Below are 24,075 nucleotides of genomic sequence, written 5' to 3' on the forward strand. Positions count from 1 at the left end.
TGATGTCAAAGGAGAAAAGATGCCGATACCACTGGTCATCATTGGGATTGCTGCCGCTGGCGCGATAAAGAAGGGGATTGACGCTGGCGGGCTGTTGATGCGCGCTTCGGAACTTCAGAAGGAGACCAACGAGCGCAAAGGGAAGGCCGAGGGCAAGTTTGAGGACCACCTCCAGGCCGTGCGCCATGATGCCCTGGCCCTTGAAGAGCAGAAGCACGCCGTCATGGCAGGCACGATGGCGCGCTTCGTCGAGCTGTGGGAGCGCCAGAAGAAGCGGGCTAATGTCTCGGACAAGGACTTCACGGTACGCCTGAACATCTCAGCGGAGAAGCTGGAGGAATTTCGGGGTATCGGCGTGAAGAGCTTGGAAATTGCAGGCGGTCTGGCCTCAGCCACGGCGGCGGGCGTGGGAACAGGGGCGACCGTCATTTCGGCGGTGAGTGCCTTCGGTGTCGCCAGTACAGGTACAGCCATCAGTGGCTTGAGTGGCGCGGCAGCCAACAGTGCCCTGCTGGCCTGGCTGGGTGGGGGAAGCCTGGCTGCCGGGGGTGGGGGCATGGCCCTGGGCACCATCGTCGCTGGCGGATTGTTTGTCGCACCCGCCGCGCTGGTGGGAAGCTTCATCGCGGCAAAGAAAGGGCAGGAGGCGTTGACCGCTGCGACGGAGTACCAGGCAAAGGTCGATGTGTACATCGCCGAATTGCAGGGGAAACAGACGCACCTCACAGCCATCCAGGAGCGCATGACTGAAGTTTCGGACCTCATCACGGCCCTGGTGCAGCGTCTGCGGAACGCCCTAACCCTCTGCGAGAGGGACGAGGCGCGTATGGAAGGCAACGTCCGTCTAGAAAACTTCTACGCGGCAGCAACGCTGGCGAAAACCCTGTCCGAGTTGCTGAGCGTACCCATCATTGATGAGCACATCCAGGCGGCGGCGGCGTCACAAGCGGTGGTGGCCCAGGCATACGGGTCCCTCTGAACGTCCAGAGAGGTCACAGGGCAACACTTCCTCTCCTGTGTATTCGTCTTAACCCCGGTATTCGCGCGCACGAATACTGGGTGTTTTGCGAATAGGGTCAATGGGCTTCCCGCGCCAACGCCGTCAACTCGCCCAGGTGAAACACCGCCGCGACCTCGGCGAACCCCGGCTCATTGAAGGAGTAGCCGCTCAGGTAGCGAGGGGCACGGGCTCCATCCGGCGTCACTTCCACCAGGGCGAGGCGGAATTGCTCCGGGGCGTTGCGGCTCGCCAGAATCTCGTTGCGGGTCAGGGTCACTGTGTCCGCCTCATACCACCGCCCCTTGACCTCAATGAAATACAGGCGTCCCGTGCCGGGGTCCTTGCTCTCGATGTCATACCCTAGTCCTCGTTGGGCGCTCACATCACGGGGCTCCCGTCCCAGGGTGCGCTCAGCCTGCATCACGGCGTTCATAGCCGCCCGCTCGACTTCAGCACGGGCCGCAGTGTCCACACTGGGCCTCGTGGTCGGACCCCCTGAGACCAGGGCTTCCGGGATGACGAGCGCCATGCCCAGAACTTCGGGCACCCCCGCGCTGATGGTCCGCTCCCGGTTCAGCTCATCCATACGGCGCTCCAGCCGCTCGGCGAGGTCGGCGGCTCGCTCACTGGCCTTCTGGCTGTTCACGCGCGGGGTCCTCCCCTCCCGCTCCTGCGCCCTGAACTCACGTGCCCGACCGTCCCAGTAGTTGATTTCCCGCATCAACCGGGAGCGGACCTCCCGCTCCACCTTCTCGATAGTTTCCAGCCGTGCCGCCCGGACCTCCTGGACATGTTGCGGGGCCAGGTGAAGCGCCGCGTAAGTCCGCACCAGGGACTCCACGTCCTGCCCGAGCCACGCCGCCCGGGTGAAGGACCGGGCTTGCCTCTCCTCGTCGGCGGTCGGGGCACGGTACTCCAGGTGGGGGGCGAGACCGGCATCCTGCGCCGTGCGGTCTGGTCCCAGTTCGACGAACTGGAGCCTGCGGCTGACCACCGTGTACGTCTGCCCCCGGCTGGGGCGGTTGTCGCGGACCTCCTGTCCCACGTAGGCGAGCAACCGGGGCGTCGGCGTGCGGTTCTGCGGGTCTATCAGGATGCTTCCCTGCTTGAGCACCGCCTGGTTCTGCCCCAACGTCAGCGCGATGACGGCATCCAGCAGGGGGTGACCCGGGCAGAGGAACGCCGCCTCGGGGTGAGTGCTGCGTACCATATGCTTGTCGAAGGTCACGCGCACGTACTGCCGGTTCACGGGCTGGCCGGGGTTGAGCTCCCTGGCCTTGTCTCGCACCCGGGCGGGAACGTGCCGAAGCTCGAAGCGCCCCTCCTCCCTGGGCGTCACGCTGCCCCCCAGGTCCCGGAAGGCGTCGAGGAAGAACGCCTGGATGAAGTGGGGCTGGAGTTTCCGGGCCTCGGCCCTCTCCATGTCATCCCGGATGCGGTTCACCTCGCTGGTGTCCATGCGGGTCTGCCCCAGCGCCCGGGTCTCCAGCAGTTTGCGGAGGGCGGCGGTGTCCACCGCTCCCGCCACGGCCTCGTACAGCTCAGCGCGGACATCGGGGCGGTCACCGTAGCGCACGGCCTTCATCAGCAGTTCGCGCAGGGGCTGGCCCTCGAAGAGCTGCCCGAGCACGTCGAAGACCTGCCCGCCCAGGGTGCGGGATTGGGCCTCCAGTTTGTTCAGCAGCGCGGCGTACACGTCCCCTTCCCGGGTGTTGGCGGCGAGCAGGTTCCACAGGAAGCAGACCTCCTCCTGCCCGATGCGGTGGATGCGACCGAACCGCTGCTCCAGCCGGTTGGGGTTCCAGGGCAGGTCGTAGTTGACCATCAGGTTCGCCGTCTGGAGGTTCAGCCCCTCCCCCGCCGCGTCGTTGGCAATCAGGATTTTCAGGTCGTTCCCGTAGTTGAACCGCTCCACGATGGCCCGTCGCTGGTCCCGGCTCACCGCACCGTGGATGACCTCCACCGCCTCCCCCTGCCCGAGCAGGGTGCGGATGCGGGTCGCCAGGTAGTTCAGGGTGTCCCGCGCCTCGCTGAAAATAATCATCTTGCGCCGGGTGCCGTCCGCCCGGAACATCTGCGGCGACTCCAGAACCCCGGCGAGTTCACGCCACTTCGTGTCCTCCTTGCTGTTGCGCAGGCGCAGAGCCTGGGCTTCCAGCTCGGTCAGGGCGTCTATCTCGGCGCGAAGTTCCTGGACGGTCTGAGCACTGGTGGCGTGGTCCACGACCTGCTGTTCCAACTCGCTGGCCTCGGCGTCGTTGAGGTCGTCGAAGTCGTCCCAGTCGTCGGGGCTCGGCATGGCCTGGGTGGTCTCGTCCCGCAGGCGGGCTTCCAGCCGCTCGTGGCGGCGGCGCAACGACTGGTAAATCGCTTCCGGGCTGCTGGCGAGGCGGCGTTGCAGAGTCTGCAAGGCGAAGCCCACGTTGACCTTGCGGCTCTCGTCCAGCCGGTCGGCCCGGTTCATCTCGTTGCGGACGTAGGTGGTCACGTCGTCGTACAGCGCCTGTTCGCGCGCGGACAGGGCGTAGGCCACCGTCTCGGAGACGCGCCGGGGAAAGAGCTTGCGCCCGTCGAAGCGCCGCAGGTCTTCCTTCACCATCCGGCGCATGAGGTCACCCGCCTCCACCCGCCCGGAGTGGTGCCCCTCAAAACGGTCAGCGTCGAGCAGGCCCATGAAGACGGCGAAATCATCATCCTTGCCGTTGTGGGGTGTGGCGGTCATCAGCAGGAAGTGACGCGTCCGGGCCGACAGTTCCCGGCCCAGCAGAAACCGCTTGGTGTACTTGACTTCCCTCCCCTGGGCCTGGGCGCTCATTCGGTGGGCCTCGTCCACCACAATCAGGTCCCACTCGTGGCCCGCCAGCCGGTCTTGCAGGTCGGTGTTGCGGCTAAGCATGTCCATCCGGGCAATCCAGAAGGGCGACTCGCCGAAGGGGTCCGCAATCCGGTTCGCCGTGATGCGGTCGCGGGAGAGGAGGTCGAAGTGCAGGTCGAACTTGGTGGCCAACTCATCCTGCCATTGCTCCACCAGTCCCCCCGGTGCGACGATGAGGCAACGGTCCAGTTCCCCCCGCACCATCAGTTCCTTGATGAGCAGTCCGGCCATGACAGTCTTCCCCGCCCCGGGGTCATCCGCCAGCAGGAACCGCAGCGGCTGACGATTCAGCATCTCGCCGTACACCGCCGTGATTTGGTGCGGGAGGGGCAACACCTGCGAGGTGTGAATGGCCAGGTAGGGGTCGAACAGGTGGGCCAGTTCAATGCGCAGGGCTTCCGAGACGAGCCGCAGGCGGCTGGCGTCCCCATCGAAGCGGTACGCCGCTTGCGGCACGACCACCTCGCACCCCCGCAGGTCATCCGGGTACACCAGCCGTTCGGAGAGCTGACCCCGCGCATCCTTGAGGACCAGCGTGGCGATGTCAGTGGTCACGGGGGTGACACTCAGCACCTGTGCGACCTGCTCCGCGATGAGGCCACGCACATAGGTGCCGGGAACGAGGTCGGAGAGCTGGAGCACAGCGTGATTTTAGAGTCCTGGTGCAGTTTGAGCTTGCTGAAATGGGGGAATGCGAGACACCTCTGCCGCCGAGGGGCTGAGACGGTGAAGGGTCGTCAGCAAGTATTCGCCGGACATCGCCCTGCTCGTCCTCTCGTTCGCTCTGGGGCCAGTACAGGGGAAGTCGCGTCCCTGACGCCGTCCCCTGTGGATTGGGAACGGGATGTTGCGAAGGTGGGAGACGGCAAGGTGGGCGTGCGCTTTGTCTCCGGGGAACAAAAGACGCTTCGGGTGCGCGGGTGGTACTCACACACGAGAGGAAGGACAGCACTTCGTCCTCTTCCCGCGAGCCCATGCACGCGCGGCAGATACACCAACTCATCGGCTTGAGCTCAGCCTCCCCTCCCCCAGTCGTGAGCGGTCAATCGTCAGTCTGTCCAGAAACGCCGAACGACCTAGAGCGTTCAAAGTCGTCGGGAAAATGGGCTGCCCAAATAAATTTGAGCGGCGGAAATTTCATCAGAAAGTATCTCGTCGGGCGGTTGAGGGACGGGGGTAACTTTCGCAGGTCTTCTCGTGGCTCTCAGGCGAGACGACGACCCACTTCATTTTTAGTAACTCAGAGAAATATGGGAGGCGCACTTTCTAGTTTAAAAACGACAGGGGTTTTTTCTTTATCATGGGCGGTACGTGTATGGAATGAGTGGATTGACAAATGGGGCGAGTCAAACTAGCATTCCTCCCATGAAGGAACGCACACTCACGCATGAGCATCAAACCGATGATTGAAATATAGTCGTTTCTCCGAAATAACTTCAACAGAGTGAGCCTGCCGGTGGCACTGGCAACAGCAGTGAAACTCCGATAGGCGGAGGAAGTTTCGACTTGCCTATTGACAATGGATTGACTAGAGGAAAAGAGGGAGATGAGTATGACCTTGCGCAGGAAGAGGCGCGAAAAAACATCAAAGATAACTGCCAGACCCAAGGCTGTAGCAGACAACACAAGCGATAAAAATTCCACAACCCTGCCACTCATCTGAGCAGGAAGGGAATGTTTTCGGAAAGACTTACGAACAGCTTCTCATCTGTTTTTCTGGGGCAGGGAGCGAATAAGCACAATTCCCTTTCCAAAACTCGGAAAGCCGTGGGAGCTAATAGGAGGAATAAAGAGTATGAAGGCACGAGGAGCAACAGTGATACAGAAGCAGATGAGAGAGCACATACTGGACCTGTACCCGGGGTTGGGATTGGACCCGGATTACATGAAGTTCTTCCATTGGATGTACTTCGGAACAGTACAACTACCCGAGGAGCGGAGGGTAATCTACTACGAATATATTTGCAGACTGCTCGGCAAAACATCCTCCAACTTCTCAGTATTCAAGTTTCTGGAACGTTTTCAGGAAGATGTCTATGTGGAATTGGATGTAGCGGAGTACAAGAAGGGGGAGAAGGCGAGAACAATACTTCCTCCGCAGGATGGATTTTTGATAAATCTCATACTGGAGGAACTGTGTGTTCCAATAGAAAATAAGCGTTCCCCCGTCTACTTCACGGACGGTAGACCTTTTTTACCTGCCAGACATTACAAGATGCTGGAAGGAGAATACAAAGACTACTATGGAGCAATGCAGAGGGGAAGCATCATTCACGATTATTTCTCAAACCATCGTTCTTCTTACTATAAGAAATATATTCACCAGATTCCCCCTATTATCCTATCCATAAATAATGGAGACATTCTGGGAGATAAGCAGATACAGGCACTACTCTCCCTTGATTCTCTCAGCACAAACATTCTTCCATTCTATAGAACCACCGATTCCTATAAAAGAATATTTGCCGAGGGATTCAGCTTCCAGAATATAAAACGCGAGTATCGCAGACGTATTCTATACGATACGATAGAGGTGGATTTATCGTCGGCTCAACTTTCCATTGCTGCTCACCTGTGGAAAGTTAAGCCCCTCCTTGATTTATTACACTCGCCAGAATCAATCTGGAAGGCGCTTCACCACTCCTTGGCGAAGGAGTTTTCCGAGACAACCAAGGCACAGATGAAAACGGCAGTCTATGCGGTTACCTTTGGCGGCGGCGAGAATACCATACTGGAGTCCCTGGAGAGTTTTTCGACGAAGGAAAAGGAGGAGTTTTTGAAACTTCCCCCAATCCACGCACTCAGGCGGGCACAGACGAGAGAGCTGAAGAAAATAAGTAACGCTGGCGGAGCCATGTCAGCACAGGGCATATGGATACCAAGAACGAACGCTCCCCAGAGCGTCTTGGTAAAAGCGATGCAGTCGTATGAACGGCTGCTCATAGAAGAAGTCTATAAGGTAGCACTGGACTCTCATAGAGATGTGCGAATACTCAGCCACGAACACGACGGCGTAAGCCTGAAGGTATTGAAGAGTGATAGGGTTAGGTCAACATTAAAGCGTATGCAGAAGGCCGTTCGGCTCAAGGCCAAGGAACTGAAGGTCGAAGTAGCGCTGGAAGTCAAACAATGAAATCAAACTGTATTCTTCTCAATGAGAGAATCGTGGATATCTCGTCCTTCTCTCCACGTTATCGACCCCATGACGCTCAAAGTTAATGTCGGCGGAAATACTTAATCTTCAGATGCCCATCCTCCAGAATTTCCTACGCCTTGAAGAGATGGATTTTCACGCAGCTCATGACTCTGCGCTTCTATGCTCTGGTGTACTTTCGATAGTACCGAGGTCAGCGTTTTGTCCTTCCGGTGAATGTCTCTCGCGCTATTCTGTGGTCTACAACGAAGCAACGGGAGGCAACCACTGGAAGGACTTCGAACTACTGACGTCTTGGAGTCTGTATACCAAGGGTACTCGGGGAATAGGATAGAAATGGGGAGGGCAACAGTGTCACAGCTTGAACTGAATCTCCTTTTACCTCCCGAGGAAATTCTTGATACACGTCGCCAAGGGAAATGTTCCTTTACGCGGTAGATTAGGTACGCGCTCTGGGAACCTCTCCCTGGGTCTACTTATTGACGTACACGATGACCCGGGCCGCGGTTGCGGCGAGCTCTTTCGTGTCCCCCCGCTCCTCATACTCGCGTCTCTGCACCCAGTTGTCTGACGCGTCCATCACGTACTCAAAGGTTCGTGTGGATTGATAGTTGAGCTTCATGTGCTTGTCATAGGTGGTCTCCACCTCTTTGACGGGTAGTCCAGCGTCGTTGTAGTCGGTCACCGTGACCTTGATGGGATAGATGGTGTCTTCGATGCGGTTTTCTTCGCGCACGATTTTCCCATCCCGGTAGGTGATGGTCGTGACGTCCGTCTCATCCTCGCGCCCTTCCAGCGTCAATGAATACCGGGTAACTCTCCCCTCGGTGTCCAGGGTGTACTCGAAGGACTTGGCACGCAACCCACCGCTCGCGGCGACCTCCTCGACAATCGTCGAAGCGCCGTAGGCGCAGGTAGCGAGGGTAACGAACGGGGTGCCTGCGCCTTCGTTGCCCCCAACGCGTGTGAGACGCCCATGTTGGTCGTACTCGTACACCTGTTGTGACGTCGTCACCCCAGAGCGGGTTGAATCCCACGTCTGGTCCACCGCACCGAGTCTCCCATCAGCGGAGTAGCTGTAGGTAGAGCTGAACCGGCTCCCCGTGCTCCTGCCTGCCACGGTCAGGGTCATGTCGCTCACTTCACGGCGCAGGAGACCAGCGGTGTAGGTGCTCGACACCTTCATTGACGCCACGGAGGAGCGCGCGTCCGTCAGGGTGATGCTGGCAATCTTGTCCAGGTGGAACGTGTCTGAAAACGGGCTTGGCACGCAATACATCGCACTGGTCTGCCCGGCGCCAAACAAAACCAATAAGGAAAGAAAACGAAGGCTTTTCACATTCCTCATTCTAGTGGGCGTGGAGGCCACGAGACGAAGCAAACCCGGAGAGGAGTGACGATAGCGGCGCCAAACGTCCCCACCGGGTGGAACTCTTTCCTCGCCCTAGCACATGGAGGGGGAAATCCCTGATTTCGATTTCCCCCAGGCCAGTACGCCTTAGCCTTCGGGCGAATTTGACTTCCTGCCCCTTTGTCTCCTCCTTCTCACAGAGCGCTCCACGGCTGTGCTGGATGACTGGAGTGAACGCGACTCGGGCGGCGTCCGCCATTCGGATAGTGCGGCACAAAGGAGATTCACGATGCCCTCCAGACGCGCCCTGTCCAGGCCCATCTCCCACTCGGAGCGGTCTCCGTCTGAGCTGTTCAGCCAGGCTCGCAGCCCCCACACCTCGCCATCTCCTCCTTGGAGCACGACCTCCACCTGTCCCCGGGACAGCGCCTGCCGCCACTTCGGGAGATTGACGCGAAAGCCCTCCGGGTAGGTTCGACGGAAGTCCATCTCTCCCCACCGTCGCCGCAGTGACGGACTCAATGGGCCGAGGGTCAATTCATCGAGAACTTCTTCCAGGGGAAGCGTGGTGACCCACAGCAGCATCGAGGCGACAAGCTGCGCTCCCACAGATACGGCTTGGGTATGGTGCTCCTCGCACGAGCGAATCTGAAACAGATTGCGCTGGAGGGCCAGGGTGGTCCAACGAACGCGCTCCTCCACACTGAACCCCTGCTCTTGCCCGCTCACCTGCGGTCACCCGCCTTCGAGGCGGCGAGACGGTCTGCCGGGGAGACTTGAGCGTGAACCCTCGCCAGGTCTTCAGGGAGCAGATTCACGTACCGGCGCGTCATGTCGAGGTTGGAGTGGCCCATCACATGCTGGAGCGAGAACACGTCCCCTCCATTGCGCAGGTAGTTCACGGCGAAGGCCCGCCGGAAGGCGTGGGGCGCCGCGTGTGCCCTGGGCACCTTGGCTTGCTCGGCGAGGTCCGCGAGTATCTGCGACACCCCGGAGCGGGTCAGCGGTGTCCCGGCCCGGCCCAGGAAGACGTTCTGGGTGAAGGAGTGGCGCGGCTTGCGGCTCTTGCGGATATAGCGGTCCAGGGCCTCGGAGGACATCTGGCCCAGGGGAATCACCCGCTCCTTGTTGCCCTTGCCGATAACCCGGAGGAGCCCATCAGCCAGGCGCACATCGTTCAGGGTCAGGCTCGCTACCTCAGCCAGCCGAAGTCCAGTATCGAACAAGGTGACCACGATGGCGGTCTCCCGGTCACGACACGGGCTCTTGCGAGCGGCGTCGAGCATCCGGCGATACTCCTCTCCTCCCAGCGTGAGCATGAGCCGTTGGGGTTTCCTGATACGTTCCAGACGAACGGTGGGGTCCCGGTCCAGGAGTTCGTCCTTGAGCGCCCAGCCAAAGACACCCTTGAGGGCACGGTAGTGGGCGTCAATGCCGCCCTCCGTCAGTCCCCGCGCTTCGAGGTGTTCCATGAAGCCGCGCAGGTCCGCCACGCTGACTGCCTCCGCTCGCAGGGAGTGGCCCTGCCCTTTGAGGTAGGTGCGTAAGGCCCGGGCGGTGGCGCCGTAGTACGTCAGGGTGTACGAGCTGCGCTTCCGGAGCTTGAGGTGCCGAGTGTGCCGCTGCCAGAGTTCGTCGAGGTGCATGGCTGCTCCTTTCGACGGCATCCTGTGGTGGTTTGAGCGGGCCGGAGACTCGAATCGTTTGCTCTGCAATGGGGCTGTGGAGAGCACACTATCCCGCGATTCTCATCTCGCTCATTCGACCCGGTACAAAAAGAAAAATCCCGTGCTGGACGGGATTCTTTCCTCTTGGTGGCCAGGGCCGGACTTGAACCGGCGACCCAACGATTTTCAGTCGTTTGCTCTACCAGCTGAGCTACCTAGCCATGCCCCGGAGGGCTTTGGCGGTCCGGACGGGATTTGAACCCGCGACCTACTGCGTGACAGGCAGTTATGCTAACCGCTACACTACCGGACCAGGCACTGCAAAAAGCAGCGGGGTTAAGGATAGCCGCGCCCCCCCACCTTGTCAACCGGCCCACACTCGCCCTCGCCGTCCCGTTCAAAAAGGCATCGCGCGGGCCACCTTCACTGGTTCCCGCTCCGCCGGGTCAAGGAGCAGTTCCAGGTACTGGCGGGCGGGCAGAGCGTCGATCATCGCGAGTCCCGCCTCCTCGTTCAGCAGAATGCCGCCCCCTATCTGGGTGTGCCCGTAGACGCCAAAACTCAGGCCCGCCATCTTCACGTATTCGGGGGAATCCCGGAACCAGCGTTTCGCGCCCGGGTCGCTGTAGAACAGGTCGTCGTAGTGGGTGTGGGCGGGCAAGGGGGAGACGTGGGCGAATTGGACGCTGCCGACGCGCACCTCGCGGGGGAAACCCTCCATCCACGCGCGCAGGTGTTCGGGCAGATGCACGCCGCCGTGGCTCGGGTCGAATTCCACGTGGACCAGACCGCTCCCCGTGCCCAGCACGTGGCTGGTGGTCAGCACGGCGGCGTCGTGGTTTCCCAGCAGGATGTGAATGGCGTGGGGGGCGGCAGCCTGAAAGGCCCGGAGCCCTTCCAGGTGCCGGACCTGCTCGCGGGCGGCAAGGAACAGGTGGTCGGGATTGCGGGGGTCGAAGCGGGACACGCCCGTCAGGCGCTCGTAGGCCCCCTCGTTCTTGGGATGCACGAGGTCGCCGATCAGCACCACCTGATACAGCCCGGCCCGGACGGGTGGGGTGGGACGACCCGCCGCGTCCACGCAGCTTGCCGCCCGCAGCGCCCCCCACAGCCCGTCCCAGTCCGCGTGAACGTCGCCCACGGCAATGAACTTCTGCACGGGCCTAACCTCTGAGGATCGCCTGGAGTTCCTTGTAGATGGCGCGGCTCTCCTCCACGGTCTCGCCGTAGCCGCGCAGCAGCACCCGGGTCGCCTCGCCGCCCTTCCCGGCGGCCTTGAGCTGCTCGATCAGGTCCTCGATGTGGCGGCGGGCCTTTTCCATCTGGGGGTCGCGGGGAGGTTCGGGGGCCCGGGAAGCGGGGCCGGCGGTGGGTGCCACGACCCCCTCGGCCTCCGCGTCGAGGTCGGCGGTGTTCGGGCCGTCCTCCGGGTCGTACTCCACCCACTGCGCCTCGGTGGGCAGGGGCACCCCGAAAAAGCGCGCGGCGTCGGCCAGGGCGCGCAGCTTGGCGTCGTTCAGGGTGTGGCCCGTCGCCAGGCCCTCGCGCACCGCGCCGAGCACGTTCAGGCGGGCGCGCACGACCGGGGGCGTCACGCTGTCGCAGGCCCACTGGAGGGACCAGCCGGGGTCCACCCGTTCCAGGTGCAGGGCGAGCTGGTCGGGGTCGGGGCTGGGGGTCACGCGCGCCTGGTCCCCCCGCACCTCCGCCACCGCCCAGGCGGTCATCGCGGCACGCAGGGCCTCACGCGTACGGTCAAGGTCGGCCATAGGGCCTGAGTCTAGCGGGCGGGGCCGGGGAGGCGTGTGCGGGAAAGGAAAATCCCCGACTTTAGAGCCGGGGGGTGCCGTCGGGCGAGTCTGGACGCGGCGGGCACACACGAGAGGCTTAACTCGGGTCAGGAGTTGGATCAGTCAGGGCCAGCAGCTTGAGCATGGTCAGGATGGCCGTGATGAGCGCCACCCCCATTCCAAGATTCGCTTCGGAAGAGGGGAGCTTCCGTTTCCTGGTGGGCTTCTCGTGGTTCAAGGAGCACCACCTTTCTGGACGCCACGCTGTTCGCGCAGCAGGCGTCCTTTCCCCTTGTCGAGGTGTGGCCTCCCGGCTCTCCCGCTTGTCATGCAACCCGCCCTCAGGCAGGAGCGGATACAGGCGAGGCTGTGACAGAAACTTTCCGGCCCGTACTGCAACTCCCATGACATTTATCACCCGCTCTTCCTGACAGGTCCCACTGGGGTATCCATCTCCCGGGGCGCAAGCTGGGGGCATGACTGGAGAGGCGATTGAGCTGCGCGGCGTGGACAAGACCTTCGGGCGGGTGCGGGCGCTGGAGGGCCTCAACCTGGACGTGCGGGCGGGGGAACTCACCGCGCTGCTGGGGCCGAACGGGGCGGGCAAGACGACCGCCATCGAGCTGATGCTGGGGCTGCTCCAGCCCACGGCGGGCACGGTGCGGGTGCTGGGGGGTGACCCGCGCGACCCGCGTACCCGGACGCAGGTGGGGGCGATGCCGCAGGAGAGCGCCATCCCCGCCGCCCTGACCGTGCGCGAGGCCGTGACCCTCTTCGCCCACCTGTACCCCACGCCGCTTCCCGTGGACGAGGCGCTGGCCCTGGCCGACCTGGGACCGCTGGCGGGTCGCCGGGCGGGGGCGCTCTCGGGCGGGGAGAGGCGGCGCCTGGCCTTCGCGCTCGCGGTCGTCGGGGACCCCGCCGTGCTGTACCTCGACGAGCCGACGACGGGTATGGACGCCGGGAGCCGCCAGGCCTTCTGGGAGGCCGCAGAGCGCATGAAGGACGGGGGCAAGACGATCCTCCTCACGACGCACTACCTGGAGGAGGCCGAGCGCACCGCCGACCGGGTCGTGGTGATGAACGCGGGCCGCATCCTGGCGGACGACACCCCGGAGCGGCTGCGGGCGAGCGTCGCCACCACGCGGGTGCGTTTCTCCTCGGACCTCGTGCTGGCGGAACTGCGGCACCTGCCGGGGGTGGAGGCCGCCGAGGTGGACGCGCACGGCCACGCCACCCTGACCACCCGCACCCCGGAGGCACTTGTGACCGCGCTGGTGCAGTCGGGCACGCCCTTCACCGACCTGGAGGTCACGCGCGCCAGCCTGGAGGACGCCTTCATGAGCCTGACCGCCCGCCACGAGGGGGTGCAGGCGTGACCGCCACCCCTCCCGCGCTGGTGCTGCGCCCCGCACGCCCCGTCTGAGCCCTCTTGCCCCGTTGGAGGTTTCACCATGACCACCCTGACCCGCACCGCCGCCGCCACCGCCCGCCGCGCGCCCCTCCTCCCCGCCCTGGGACAACTGATCCTCGCGGAACTGCGGCGGATGCTGCGGAATCCGATGTTCGCCATCGGGACGGTCGGCTTTCCGATCATGTTCTTCGGGCTCTTCGGCCTGTCCGCGGTGAAGGAGACCACCGACGGCGGGGTGAACGTGGGCCAGATCATCCTGGTGAGCTTCGGGACGTACTCGCTCCTCAGCCTCGCCATGTTCTCGTTCGGGTCGGCGGTCGCCACCGAGCGCACGGGCGGCTGGCTGCGGCTGCTGCGGGCCTCGCCCATGCCAACGGCGCTGTATTTCGCGGGCAAGGTGATCGCCGCGCTGATCTTCAGCACCCTGAGCCTGAGCCTGCTGTACGCCTTCGCCCACTTCGCGGGCGGGGTAACCCTGCCGCTGGGGCTGGCGCTGACCCTGCTGCTCAAGCTGCTCGCGGGCATGGTCTCGCTCATCGCCGTGGGGCTGAGCATCGGCTTCCTGGCGAACCCGCAGGCCGCGCAGATCCTGGCGAACATCGTCAGCGTGATCATCGCCTTCGCGTCGGGGCTGTTCGTGCCGCTGGACGGGCTCCCGGGCTTCATCCAGAAGGTCGCGCCGTACCTGCCGAGCTACCACCTGGCGCAGGTGGGGTGGAACACGGTGGCGGGGCACACGGCGGGAGAGGCCGCGCACTGGCTGTGGCTGGCCGGATACACGGTCGTCTTCGCCGCGCTGGCGATCTGGGGCCTGAGGCGGGACGAGGCGCGCGGGCAGTGAGGGGAACCCGGGCCACGGAGGCGGGGGAGGAGTGCATCATGGGGAATGATGCGCCTCCCCTTGCCGTGGGCGGTGGGCCGATGACCCGCCCGGTCACGCACCGCCGCGCCCCGATCTGGGACCTGTTCCCGCTGTTCTGGCTGGCGTTCCTGGCCTTTCCGGTCGCGGGGTTTCTCGAACAGGCCCGGACGGTGGGCCAGATCGCGCTGTTCGTCGGGCTGCTGGCGCTGTTCCTGGGGCTGTACGTGTCGGTCTTTCGCTTTCGCCCCGGCGTCTACCGCACCCCGCAGGCACAGGAACGCTGGGCGCTGACGGGGTGGGCCGCGAGCCTGATGACCTACTTCGCCCTCTTCCCGCTCACGGGGGGCGGGGGCGGCGCCTTCCTGATCTACGGGGCGAGCATGATCGGCTTCCAGCCCCGGACGGCCCTCGCCCTGTGGCTCGCCTTTCTCAACATGGCGGTGATGGTCTTTCCCTTCTGGACGGGCACCTACCACCCCGAGGACCTGTGGTGGTTGGCCCCCAACCTCGTGTTCACCCTGGTCGCCGCCTACGCCAACCACGCGAGCTACGGGCAGCGCATCGCCCGCGCCCAACTGGAGCAGGTGCAGCGCGAGAAGGAGCGCCTGGCCGCCGACGCCGAGCGCGAGCGCATCGCCCGCGACCTGCACGACCTGCTGGGGCACACCCTGAGCGTGATCGTGCTGAAAAGCGAGCTGGCGAGCAAGCTGGCCGAGCGTGACCCCGCCCGCGCGGCGGCGGAAATCCGCGAGGTGGAACGGATCAGCCGCGACGCCCTCTCGGAGGTTCGGGCGGCGGTGAGCGGCTACCGGGGCAGCGGCCTGAAGGCCGAACTCGCCCGGGCGAAGGTGGCGCTCGACGCGGCGGGCGTGCGGCTGAACGTGACCGGGCCGCTCCCCGACCTCCCCACCCCCACCGAGGCAAGCGCGGCCATGCTGCTGCGCGAGGCCGTGACCAACGTGATCCGCCACGCCCACGCCCGCGAGGTCGAGGTGACCCTGACCCGCACCGGGCGCGGCCACCGCCTCGTGATCCGCGACGACGGGGTGGGCGGGGACAGCCCCGAGGGCAGCGGCCTGACCGGGATGCGCGAGAGGTTGCGCGCGATAGGCGGCAGCCTCACCCGCGACGGCAGCCGCGGCACCACCCTGACCGCCGACCTCCCCGACGACGTGGGCGGGCCATCGGCGGGCGAGCTGGTGAGGGCGTGATCCGGGTCCTCCTCGCCGAGGATCAGGCGCTCGTGCGGGGGGCGCTGGCGGCGCTGCTCGCGCTGGAGGGCGATCTGGAGGTGGTCGGCACGGCGGCGGACGGCGAGGCGGCCCTGACCATGAGCCGGGAGCTGCGCCCGGATGTTCTCGTCACCGACATCGAGATGCCGCGCCTGAGCGGGTTGGACCTGGCCGAGCGGCTGGGGGCGGAGTTGCCGGGGGTGCGGGTGGTCATCGTGACGACCTTCGCCCGGGCCGGATACCTGCGCCGCGCGCTCGACGTGGGGGCACGCGGCTACCTCCTCAAGGACGCGCCCGCCGCCGACCTCGCCGACGCCATCCGCCGGGTTCACGCGGGCGGTCGGGCCGTGGACCCCGCCCTGGCCGCCGAGGCGTGGGGCGAGCGCAGTCCCCTCACCGAGCGCGAGCGGCAGGTGCTGCGCGAGGCGGAGGGCGGGGCGAGCACGGCCGTCATCGCCTCCCGCATGAATCTCTCCGAGGGCACCGTCCGCAACTACCTCTCCGAGGCGATCAGCAAAATGGGCTGCGAGAACCGCATCGAGGCGGCGCGGCAGGCGAGGGAGAAGGGGTGGTTGTGAGGGGGTGGGCAGTAGGGAAATCCCTATGCTCGACGGTCGATTACACTAATACTGCTAATCTAGGCGCGGGAGGTTCCAAGATGCCTAACAACTTGCCTCAGGACATGAGAAATTTTGGCGAACAGCTTCTGAAAGAATTGGATAAAACTCAAGACAAGCCTACTTCAATGTTGTGGACCGACAACTTAGAAAGGGGAACTTGGACATTGCTCATTGGTCTAGCGGAAGCCAGACAAGAAGACGCAGATAGAAGCCTTATAGCGGATAGGATTGATAAGGTCGCAGCAAGGATTAGGCCAGGGTATAAGTTTAAGTTTGCCATTACCGCTCCGGCCAATAGACTGCTACGTTCCTATAGTCTTGCATTATCGACCGGACCTGATGAGATAGCTCAGATAGAATTCAATAATAACCTGATCGACGGCGTCCCTACAGGCAATAACTATATATATAGATTGAACATTCAGTAGTTGATGCACGGCTCAATCCCTATTAAATTACTCCTTATTGGCATTTGAAAGTACGGTTTCCCTAAGTATTTTAAGTTCCTCTTTTGTAAGAGGCCCTTCCCCCCTTCTCCTCCTCCTAAAGAGGCCAGTCAATTCTTCCTTATACGCGATAAGGAGGGGAAGTATTATAGCACCTATGATATCACTTGGTTGAGGGAGGTATTTCGATATTGGAGATAATTCAGGTTCTTTTAAATTTATAAGCTCCTTTGCCTGCCTACTAGATAACTTCTCAGAAACAATTTGTTGAAGAACTCCTATATATCTGTCTATTTTAGCTTCATTTATATATTTATTGTTAACTATGTTGATTGTTACGTTTATAACTTTACCATTTGTGAACTGTTGCTGAGGGCTATATATAGAATGTTGGGTTATTTGAGAGTTAAATTCGTCCAAAATACTTTCTATATTATCAGCATCTACGCCACGAGATAGAAGTATATTAATTAGCAGAAGAAGTATTATTATGAAGCTCTTCAAGTCGCTGGGGCTACTAGGGACTCCTCTACCTAGGGAGAATAAGTTGGGGGAGACATCCTCAATAGCACTGACAACGGCAGCCCTGCTAGCACCTTCCTCTTGCAATCTATACAAGGAATTCCTAAGAGACTCGAGCTCTTCTATACTGATTCTTCTATTTACAAAAAAGTTCAATACTTTTGATGCAAAACTCGTCGGTTGACCATTGTAGTTTATAACATTGCCCTCGGAGTCAGTAGTGTAGATTCCGTCCGTGTTAACATTTCGATGGCATCTCGGGCAAGGGATATAATTACCTTGTAATGTGAACGAACTTCCCGAAATCTGGATAGGTGACTCAAACACAAGTCCGCAGTTTTGACACTTAAGATATTGCATACTGCACATTATTACCTGAGTTCGGAAAGTTTTCAATGAATATATGAAGGGATATTAAACTGTTTTCTTGCTTCTGCCAGCCCATCAATCCTGACACCCCAAACCTCAACATAACGAGGTTCGGGAAAAAGAAAGATCGTGATTGCGCGAACACTCCCGGCCTTAACAAGTCACAGCGCATGCGCCTCCTGGAAGGGGTGTGTATCCCCGTATCTACATGTCAACTCGACCACTCCCTCTAAGCTTGCCTCATTTTATGGTCTCGCCTGGACCCCTCACCCAGCTCGTCTTAGAGGCACCGATACCTACTCACGGGTGCCCCAGCAACTTGGGTGTAGCCGTAGTCGCTTGAATCAGACACCTACCTCTGCCCCCACGCCAGCCCCGCCCCGAGCAGCAGCACGAGCGCGGAGACACCCAGCCCCAGCCGCAACCCGCCCGCCCCGTCCGAGAGCGCCCCGGTCAGCAGCGGCCCCAGCGTCTGCCCGGCGGCAAAGATCACGGTGAAGGCGGCGATGCCCTGGCCCCAGGCGTGTTCGGGCAGGGTGCGCCGGGTGAGGATGGTGGTGAAGGTGACGACCGCGAGAAAGCTCCCGCCGAACAGCAGCCCGGAGGCGAGCAGCGCGGCGGGATGGGTGGAGAGCAGGGGCAGGGTGGCCCCCACGGCGAGCGTGAGCATCTGGGCCGTCATCGCGCGGGCGCCGGGGAGGTGCGTGGCGGGCCGTTGCCACACCAGGGCGCTGAGGACCACCGAGGCACCCAGCACCGCCCAGAAGGGGGTGACCAGCCCGCCCGCCCCGCTCGCCCGCAGGAACGCGACGATGAAGGTCATGTACGCGATGTACCCCACGCCGAAGCAGGCGTAGGCGGCGAAGGCCGGGACCAGCGGGGTGAGGGGCGTGCGGCTGGTGGAGGGGGCAGTCGCCGCACGATCAGGCAGACGGCCCAGCGCCGGAAGGGTGGCCCCCAGCGCGAGCAGCGAGGTCCCGCCGAGGGCGGCCCAGGCTCCCCGCCAGCCGCCCGTCAGCAGCGGCGGAAGCAGCAGCGCGGACGCCAGGATGCCCACGCCCGCCCCCCCGTAGAACACGCCCAGGAGCAGGGCGCCGCGTTCCGGGTGCGCGCGGGCCGCGAGGGAGGCGAGCGCCCCGCCCGTCACGAACACCAGGGCGCCCCCCAGCCCCGCCAGGAAGCGCAGGGCCAGCAGCATGGGCGCGGCTCCGGTCAGCGCGCAGGCGAGCAGGGAGAGAGCGGTCAGGCCCATCCCGAGAGCGAAGACCCGCCGCAGACCCAGCCGCGCCGCGATCCCGGTGGCGGTCAGCGCCCCGGCCAGATACCCCACCGCGTTCGCCGCGTTCATCGCCCCGGCCAGGGTGAAGGTCCAGCCCAGGTCCGCCCGCATGGCGGGCAGGATCAGCGCGTAGGCGAAGCGCGCGAAGCCCAGCGCGACCGCCCCGCCGAGAGAGAGCAGCGCCATCTGCCCCAGCGTGCGGGCGAACGATTCGGGGGTGGAGACCGCCGCGGACCCGCTCACAGGTGCAGGCGCAGTTCCCGCAACCCCCGCAGGGTGAAGTTGGGCAGGTAGGCGAGAGGCTGTTCCGGCACCCCGTAGCCCGGGAAGCGCCCCAGGAAGCGCGTCAGGAAGATCGCGGCCTCCATCCGCGCGAGGCTCGCCCCCAGGCAGTAGTGCGCCCCCGCCGCGAAGCTGAGGTGGGTGCGGGCATTCTCGCGGGCGAGGTCGAGGGTGTGGGGGTCCTCGTACACGCGCGGGTCACGGTTGGCCCCGGCGAGACTGATGCTGAGGTGCAGCCCCGCGGGGAACTCGACCCCGCCGAGGGTCAGGGGCGCGGTAGTGAACCGGCCCGTACTCTGAACGGGCGAGGTAAAGCGCAGCAGTTCCTCCACGGCGTTCGCGGCTCGCGCCTGCGGGTCCTCAGCCAGCCACACCCGCTGCTCCGGCCACTCGTGCAGGGCGAGCAGGCTCCCCGAGATCAGGTTGCTCGTCGTCTCGTGCCCGGCGACGAGGAGGAGCACGGCGTTGGCGAGGAGTTCCTGACCGCTCAGCCGCCCCCCCTCGTCCTCGGCGGCGGCGAGGGCGGAGAGGAGGCCGGGCTGGGGGTGCGCGCGCAGGTCGTCGGCGAGGGTGCGGAAGTAGGAGAGCATCGCGGCGGCGTCCGCCTCGACCTGCGCCCAGCGTTCGGGCGTCACGTTCAGCCCGCCGAGCAGGTCGGCCACGCTGCCCGCCCAGGTCTTGAAACGGTCGGCGTCCGTGCCGCTCAGGCCCAGCATCTGCACGATCACGGTGACGGGGAGGGGCACGGCAAGGGCGGCGACGGCGTCCACCTCTCCCCCGTTGTCCGCAGCGTGGCGGGCCGCTCTGTCCAGCAACTCGTCCGTCAACCCGCTGATGAACTCGCGGCTCTCCTCCAGCACGCGCGGGGTGAAGGCCCTCTGCGCGAGCGAGCGCAGCCGGGTGTGCGAGGCGCCGTCGTTGAACAGCATCATGGGAGACATCAGCGCATAGGAGGCGGTGGAGTAAATCTCCGGGCCGCCCTCGTACTTACCGGTGCGGACGTGGGGGCTTTTCAGGGCGGCGGAGACCTCCGGGTGCCCGGTGAGGAGCGCGAAGCCCACGCCGGGGTCGTACAGGACGGGCGACACGGCCCGCACGCGGTCGAGGTAGGCCGGGGGGTCGGCGAGGTGTTCGCCCTGCCAGTAGCCCCCGAGCAGCGCGGCGCGGTCAGCGGTGGTCATGCCCCAGGGTACTCCGCCCCCTGCTACCCTGCCCCTCATGTCGGTGGGCACGGGGCGGCTGGTGGTCGGCGTGAGCGGCGGAAGCGGGATTCCCTACGCGGTATCGGTCTTGCGGGCCCTGCGCGAATTAGAGGTCGAGACGCACCTCATCGTGACGAGCGGGGCCAAGCGGGTGATGACGGCGGAAGGGGGGCCGAGCCTCGCCGACCTCACCGCCCTCGCCAGCGTGACGCATGACGACCGGGACTTGGGGGCTTCCGTCGCCAGCGGGTCCTTCCGCACCGACGGAATGCTCGTCGTGCCGTGCAGCGCCGGAACACTGGCGAAGGTGGCGGGGGGCTTGGCCGACAACCTGCTGTCCCGCGCCGCGCACGTCACCCTCAAGGAACGGCGGCGCCTCGTCCTGGTGCTGCGGGAAGACCCCTTCCCCCGCCCCATGCTGCTCAACATGCTCGCGGCCTTCGACGCCGGGGCGACGATCATGACGGCCAGCCCCGGCTTCTACCACGCGCCGGGGACGGTGGAGGAATTGCTGCACTTCGTCACGGCGCGGGTGCTTGACCAGTTCGGGCTGGACGTGCCGGGCTTCCGGCGCTGGGGGGAGCAATGACGGGCGCGTGTCTGCTCGCGGGCCGCACCGCCGCCCTGATCCCCGCCGCGGGGTCCGGGACTCGGCTGGGCCTGGGGCCGAAAGCCTTTGTCGAGGTCGCGGGCCGATCCCTCCTCGCCCGCAGCGTGGCCGCCCTCGCCCCACTCGTGGACGAGGTGCTGGTGGCGCTGCCGGAGGGGCTGGAGTTGCCGGAGGACCTTCCGGCGCGGGCCATCGTGGGCGGCCCCACCCGGCAGGAGAGCGTCCACCGTCTCCTGCGGGCGACCTCGGCCGAGATCGTCCTCGTTCACGACGCGGCAAGACCTTTTCTACCCACGAACGTGGTTCACGCCCTGCTGGAGGCCATTCCCGAGACCGGGGCCGCCACCGCCGCCCTGCCCGTCGCGGACACGCTCGTGCGGGGGGAGGGGGGACGGTGGGGAGGGGTCGTCCCCCGCGAGGGACTCTGGGCCGTGCAGACGCCGCAGGGCTTTCGCCGCGAACTGCTGCTCCGGGCGCACCAGGCCGCCCACGAGGAGGGCTTCGGCGCGACGGACGACGCGGGGCTGGTCAATCGGCTCGGGGTGCCCGTGACGCTCGTGCCCGGCGACGCGCGGCTGTTCAAGGTCACGGCGCCGGGCGACCTCGCCCTGGCCCACGCGGTCGCGGCGGTGTGGGATGCTGGGGCCGATGACGCCTGAGTCCGAGACCCAGCGCCCCCGTCCTCACGCCCAGACCTACCTGGCGCCCGCCAAGGTCAATCTCGGCCTGAGCGTGCGCCGCCCCCGCGCGGACGGCTACCACGAGGTGCATTCCCTGATGGTGCCGCTCGCTGTCGGGGACGAGCTGGCGATCACGCCTGCCGACACGCTGACCCTGACCGTCGAGGGGGCGGAGTTGCCCACCGACGAGCGCAACCTCGTGTACCGGGCGGCGCGGGCGTACCTGGACGCGTCGGGCACGGCGGGCGGCGCGGCGATTACGCTGCGCAAGCGCCTGCCCCTCGCCTCCGGTCTGGGGGGCGGCAGCAGCGACGCGGCGACCACGCTCATGGCCCTGGCGCGGCTCCACCCGGCCCCCGTGAACCTCCCGGCCCTCGCGCGACCCCTCGGGGCGGATGTGCCCTTCTTCCTGCTGGGCCAGTCGGCGCTCGCCCAGGGCATCGGCGAGGTGCTGACCCCGCTCCCCGTGCCGCGCGTGCCGCTCGTCCTCGTGAACCCGGGTGTGGAGGTCAGCGCCCGCGACGCCTACGCCTGGCTCGACGGGGAGGAGGCCTTTACCCCCGAACTCGATGTGGAGGGCATCCTGGCCGCCCTCGGCGACGGGCGGGAGGTGCCGTACCACAACGCGCTGCAAGGTCCGGTCACCGCCCGCCACGCCCCCATCCGCGACGTGCTGGCGGCCCTGGAAGGCGTGGGCCTGCGCTCCCCCCTGATGAGCGGCAGCGGCGCGACCTGCTTCGCCCTCGCCCGAAACGACGACCAGGCCCACGACGCGGCACGTGCGATACAGGCCCGGCACCCCGACTGGTGGGTCGTAGCGACGAGTACGCTGTAGGAGAAGGGTCGCAGCCTTACCCGTTTCTCCTGCCGGGTTCCGGCCCCTGGAGGGCAGCCTGCGGCTGCCACCCCCCTCCCCGCCTCCCCCTTGCGGGGGAGGAGGAACAACGCCAAAGCTTTTGCTTTTCAAAACCGTCTCCTGTGGACGGCCTATTCCTGCGGTTGGCTTGCTCTCGCACCGCCTTCACCACGCCTTGCTCGCGCAGCGAGACGGTGGGCGAGCGACTGAGGATGCAACAAGATCAAACCTTGCGCGTAAAAAGAGACGGCCACCGGCGAACTGGGCCGAGCCCCTTGCCCAGCGCAGCGCCGCTCCCCCTCCACCGAGAGGAGAGACACGTGAGCAGGCCTGGCGTCAACGCGCGGGCCGCCCCGCGCGGCGGAGTCGTCGCCCCCTCTGGGGGTAGGGGGCCGGGGGTGGGGGCAACGCCTTCCAACTCAACCGCCCCACTTTAATGCGCCGCCGCCACCGCCCTCACCACCCGGTCCTGCACCTCCCGCAACGTGAGGATCGGGCTGTCCTCCGGCCCATTCATCAGCAGCGCGAAGGCGAGGGTATGCCCACTCCTCCCCGTCACATACCCGGCCAGCGCGCTCACCCCCGGCAGCGTGCCCGTCTTGGCCCGCACGTCCAGCCCGCTGCCCCGCAGCCGCAGCGCCAACGTGCCCCCGCGCCCACCGTGCCCGGGAACGTTCTCCCCGGTCCCGGCCTGGGGAAGGGCCTCGGCGAAGGCGTTGCGCCGCGCGCGGTAGGTGGCGTCCGGCAACTCGGCGCCGGGCTGGCCCTGCGGATAGGGCAGGTGATACATGACCCCCAGCAACTCCACGAGCGCGCGCGGGGTCAGGCGGTTTTCCCGGCTCAGCCCGCTGCCGTCGGCGAGGCGAACGCCCGTCAGGTCCACGCCAAACCGGCGCAGCGCGGCCCGCTCGCGGCTCAGGGCGCCCCCCAGCGTGCCGTTGCCGACCGGCCGAACCGCCAGCGTGGCGAGCAGCTCCTCGGCGCGGAGGTTGTCGCTGGGCCGCAGGGTGGCGGCCAGCACCGAGGAGGGCGAGGCGCTGCGAACCGAGGCCACCCCCTGCTCCGGGCGGCGGGGCACCGGGACGAACGGGTCGGGAGGCAACGGCCTGCCCCGCTCGTCGCTCCGGGGAGGCGGGATGTACGGCCGGAAGGGGGAAGCCGTGCCGACCGCCCCCGAAAGGACCCGAATTCCCGCCCGGCGCAACTCCGTGATCAGCGCCGCCCCCACCCGGGCACGGGCCTCGCCCGCCGAGAGGGGGGGGCGGTTATGCCAGTCGGCCAGGCGAAGCGGCGTCATGGGCACACCGAGCGCGAGGCCCCGCCAGGTGCCCGCGTCCAGCCCCGTCTCGTCCAGCCGCACGCCGCCGACCTCCCGCACGCCGCGCGCATAAGCCTGTTTGGCCAGCGAACGCAGGCTGTTGGGGCCGCTCGCCACGCTCAGGGTCGGGTCGGCCCCGCCCCGCAGCGTGAGGTGGGAGACGCGGGCCCGGCCCACCTCGGCGGCGGGAACGGTGAGTTCGGTACTCCACCACCCCGCCCCGCCCCGGTCCACGAGCACCGAGGCCGCCATGACGAGCTTGAGGGTGCTCGCCGGGATCAGCGGGAGGTCCGCCCCCCGCGCCTCCAGCCGCTCGCCCGTGGTGAGGTCGCCCACGAGCAGGCCGACCCGCACGCCGGGCGGCAGCCCCGCCAGCGCCCGCCGCACGCCGGGGCTCAGGTCGGGGGCGTGCCGCAGGGTGACACTCGGGGCGGACGGCGTGGCCCGCGACCCCGGCAGGCCCGCCGCCAGGAGCAGGCCGGCGAGGCAGAGCAGCAGCGGGCGGCGCACCCGGGCAGGATAGACCAGGGAGGCGGCTGACGCTGC

19 protein-coding genes and 2 tRNA genes are annotated in these 24,075 nt (G+C 65.1%); 10 read left to right on the top strand and 11 right to left on the bottom strand.

What is annotated here, in order from left to right; all coding sequences use genetic code 11:
- The first annotated feature begins 19 nt into the window (after window positions 1–19).
- The gene (locus DAERI_RS16690) at window positions 20–979 is read left to right on the top strand and encodes a hypothetical protein (RefSeq protein ID WP_103130573.1); all 960 of its coding nucleotides are present in this window, start codon (window positions 20–22) and stop codon (window positions 977–979) included.
- Window positions 980–1,076: 97 nt separating this feature from the next.
- Here DAERI_RS16690 and DAERI_RS16695 read toward each other — a convergent pair whose 3' ends face one another.
- Complete coding sequence (locus tag DAERI_RS16695; RefSeq protein WP_103130574.1) at window positions 1,077–4,517, bottom strand: helicase-related protein; 3,441 nt, start codon at window positions 4,515–4,517, stop codon at window positions 1,077–1,079.
- A 1,153-nt stretch (window positions 4,518–5,670) separates the two neighbouring features.
- Between DAERI_RS16695 and DAERI_RS22110 the strand changes: the two genes are divergently transcribed.
- Entirely contained in the window at window positions 5,671–7,008 is a 1,338-nt protein-coding gene (locus tag DAERI_RS22110) for a hypothetical protein (RefSeq protein ID WP_133162058.1), read from the top strand.
- 493 nt (window positions 7,009–7,501) lie between these two features.
- Here DAERI_RS22110 and DAERI_RS16700 read toward each other — a convergent pair whose 3' ends face one another.
- From DAERI_RS16700 to DAERI_RS16725, 6 genes are all read right to left on the bottom strand, one after another.
- A complete protein-coding gene (locus DAERI_RS16700) occupies window positions 7,502–8,368 on the bottom strand; it encodes a hypothetical protein (protein ID WP_133162059.1) in 867 nt (288 codons plus the stop codon).
- Window positions 8,369–9,105: 737 nt separating this feature from the next.
- Window positions 9,106–10,026 carry a tyrosine-type recombinase/integrase gene (locus DAERI_RS16705; RefSeq protein ID WP_165794254.1) on the bottom strand — a complete coding sequence of 307 codons (921 nt, stop codon included), beginning with the start codon at window positions 10,024–10,026 and terminating at the stop codon, window positions 9,106–9,108.
- Between the two features lie 166 nt (window positions 10,027–10,192).
- Window positions 10,193–10,268, bottom strand: a tRNA-Phe gene (locus DAERI_RS16710).
- A 16-nt stretch (window positions 10,269–10,284) separates the two neighbouring features.
- Window positions 10,285–10,360: transfer RNA gene (locus DAERI_RS16715), tRNA-Asp, on the bottom strand.
- A gap of 84 nt (window positions 10,361–10,444) precedes the next feature.
- The gene (locus DAERI_RS16720; protein WP_103130577.1) at window positions 10,445–11,206 is read right to left on the bottom strand and encodes a metallophosphoesterase; all 762 of its coding nucleotides are present in this window, start codon (window positions 11,204–11,206) and stop codon (window positions 10,445–10,447) included.
- A 4-nt stretch (window positions 11,207–11,210) separates the two neighbouring features.
- Complete coding sequence (locus DAERI_RS16725) at window positions 11,211–11,816, bottom strand: single-stranded DNA-binding protein (protein WP_103130578.1); 606 nt, start codon at window positions 11,814–11,816, stop codon at window positions 11,211–11,213.
- Between the two features lie 497 nt (window positions 11,817–12,313).
- On the opposite strand from DAERI_RS16725, the gene DAERI_RS16730 reads away from it, so the two are divergent.
- The 5 genes from DAERI_RS16730 (at window position 12,314) to DAERI_RS22115 (ending at window position 16,393) form a co-directional block, all read left to right on the top strand.
- Window positions 12,314–13,216 carry an ABC transporter ATP-binding protein gene (locus DAERI_RS16730; RefSeq protein WP_103130579.1) on the top strand — a complete coding sequence of 301 codons (903 nt, stop codon included), beginning with the start codon at window positions 12,314–12,316 and terminating at the stop codon, window positions 13,214–13,216.
- A gap of 75 nt (window positions 13,217–13,291) precedes the next feature.
- Window positions 13,292–14,092, top strand: a complete 801-nt coding sequence (locus DAERI_RS16735) for an ABC transporter permease (protein ID WP_103130580.1) — start codon at window positions 13,292–13,294, stop codon at window positions 14,090–14,092.
- 80 nt (window positions 14,093–14,172) lie between these two features.
- Entirely contained in the window at window positions 14,173–15,324 is a 1,152-nt protein-coding gene (locus DAERI_RS16740; RefSeq protein WP_103130581.1) for a sensor histidine kinase, read from the top strand.
- The gene (locus DAERI_RS16745; RefSeq protein ID WP_165794255.1) at window positions 15,321–15,923 is read left to right on the top strand and encodes a response regulator transcription factor; all 603 of its coding nucleotides are present in this window, start codon (window positions 15,321–15,323) and stop codon (window positions 15,921–15,923) included. The genes DAERI_RS16740 and DAERI_RS16745 overlap by 4 nt, the downstream gene beginning before the upstream one ends.
- An 80-nt stretch (window positions 15,924–16,003) precedes the next feature.
- Window positions 16,004–16,393, top strand: a complete 390-nt coding sequence (locus DAERI_RS22115) for a hypothetical protein (RefSeq protein WP_133162060.1) — start codon at window positions 16,004–16,006, stop codon at window positions 16,391–16,393.
- A 27-nt stretch (window positions 16,394–16,420) separates the two neighbouring features.
- Here DAERI_RS22115 and DAERI_RS22120 read toward each other — a convergent pair whose 3' ends face one another.
- The 3 genes from DAERI_RS22120 to DAERI_RS16755 form a co-directional block, all read right to left on the bottom strand.
- A complete protein-coding gene (locus tag DAERI_RS22120; RefSeq protein WP_133162061.1) occupies window positions 16,421–17,293 on the bottom strand; it encodes a hypothetical protein in 873 nt (290 codons plus the stop codon).
- 361 nt (window positions 17,294–17,654) lie between these two features.
- Window positions 17,655–18,824, bottom strand: coding sequence for a YbfB/YjiJ family MFS transporter (locus DAERI_RS16750; RefSeq protein WP_103130583.1), 1,170 nt, complete (start codon window positions 18,822–18,824; stop codon window positions 17,655–17,657).
- Window positions 18,821–20,044: a cytochrome P450 gene (locus DAERI_RS16755; protein ID WP_103130584.1), complete on the bottom strand. Its 1,224-nt coding sequence runs from the start codon at window positions 20,042–20,044 to the stop codon at window positions 18,821–18,823. The genes DAERI_RS16750 and DAERI_RS16755 overlap by 4 nt, the downstream gene beginning before the upstream one ends.
- 37 nt (window positions 20,045–20,081) lie before the next feature.
- Here DAERI_RS16755 and DAERI_RS16760 point away from each other — a divergent pair, with 37 nt between their 5' ends.
- Genes DAERI_RS16760 through DAERI_RS16770 form a run of 3 tightly spaced genes read left to right on the top strand, consistent with a single transcriptional unit; the run spans window position 20,082 to window position 22,190 of the window.
- Window positions 20,082–20,654, top strand: a complete 573-nt coding sequence (locus DAERI_RS16760; protein WP_103130585.1) for a UbiX family flavin prenyltransferase — start codon at window positions 20,082–20,084, stop codon at window positions 20,652–20,654.
- Window positions 20,651–21,334 (top strand): 2-C-methyl-D-erythritol 4-phosphate cytidylyltransferase, encoded by a 684-nt coding sequence (ispD, locus tag DAERI_RS16765; RefSeq protein ID WP_103130586.1) that lies wholly within the window; start codon window positions 20,651–20,653, stop codon window positions 21,332–21,334. The genes DAERI_RS16760 and ispD overlap by 4 nt, the downstream gene beginning before the upstream one ends.
- Entirely contained in the window at window positions 21,324–22,190 is an 867-nt protein-coding gene (locus DAERI_RS16770; protein WP_103130587.1) for a 4-(cytidine 5'-diphospho)-2-C-methyl-D-erythritol kinase, read from the top strand. The genes ispD and DAERI_RS16770 overlap by 11 nt, the downstream gene beginning before the upstream one ends.
- A 454-nt stretch (window positions 22,191–22,644) precedes the next feature.
- Here DAERI_RS16770 and DAERI_RS16775 read toward each other — a convergent pair whose 3' ends face one another.
- Window positions 22,645–24,039 (bottom strand): D-alanyl-D-alanine carboxypeptidase/D-alanyl-D-alanine-endopeptidase, encoded by a 1,395-nt coding sequence (locus DAERI_RS16775; protein WP_103130588.1) that lies wholly within the window; start codon window positions 24,037–24,039, stop codon window positions 22,645–22,647.
- Between the last annotated feature and the right edge of the window lie 36 nt (window positions 24,040–24,075).

Origin of the sequence: Deinococcus aerius (assembly GCF_002897375.1) — a bacterium.
Lineage (GTDB): Bacteria > Deinococcota > Deinococci > Deinococcales > Deinococcaceae > Deinococcus > Deinococcus aerius.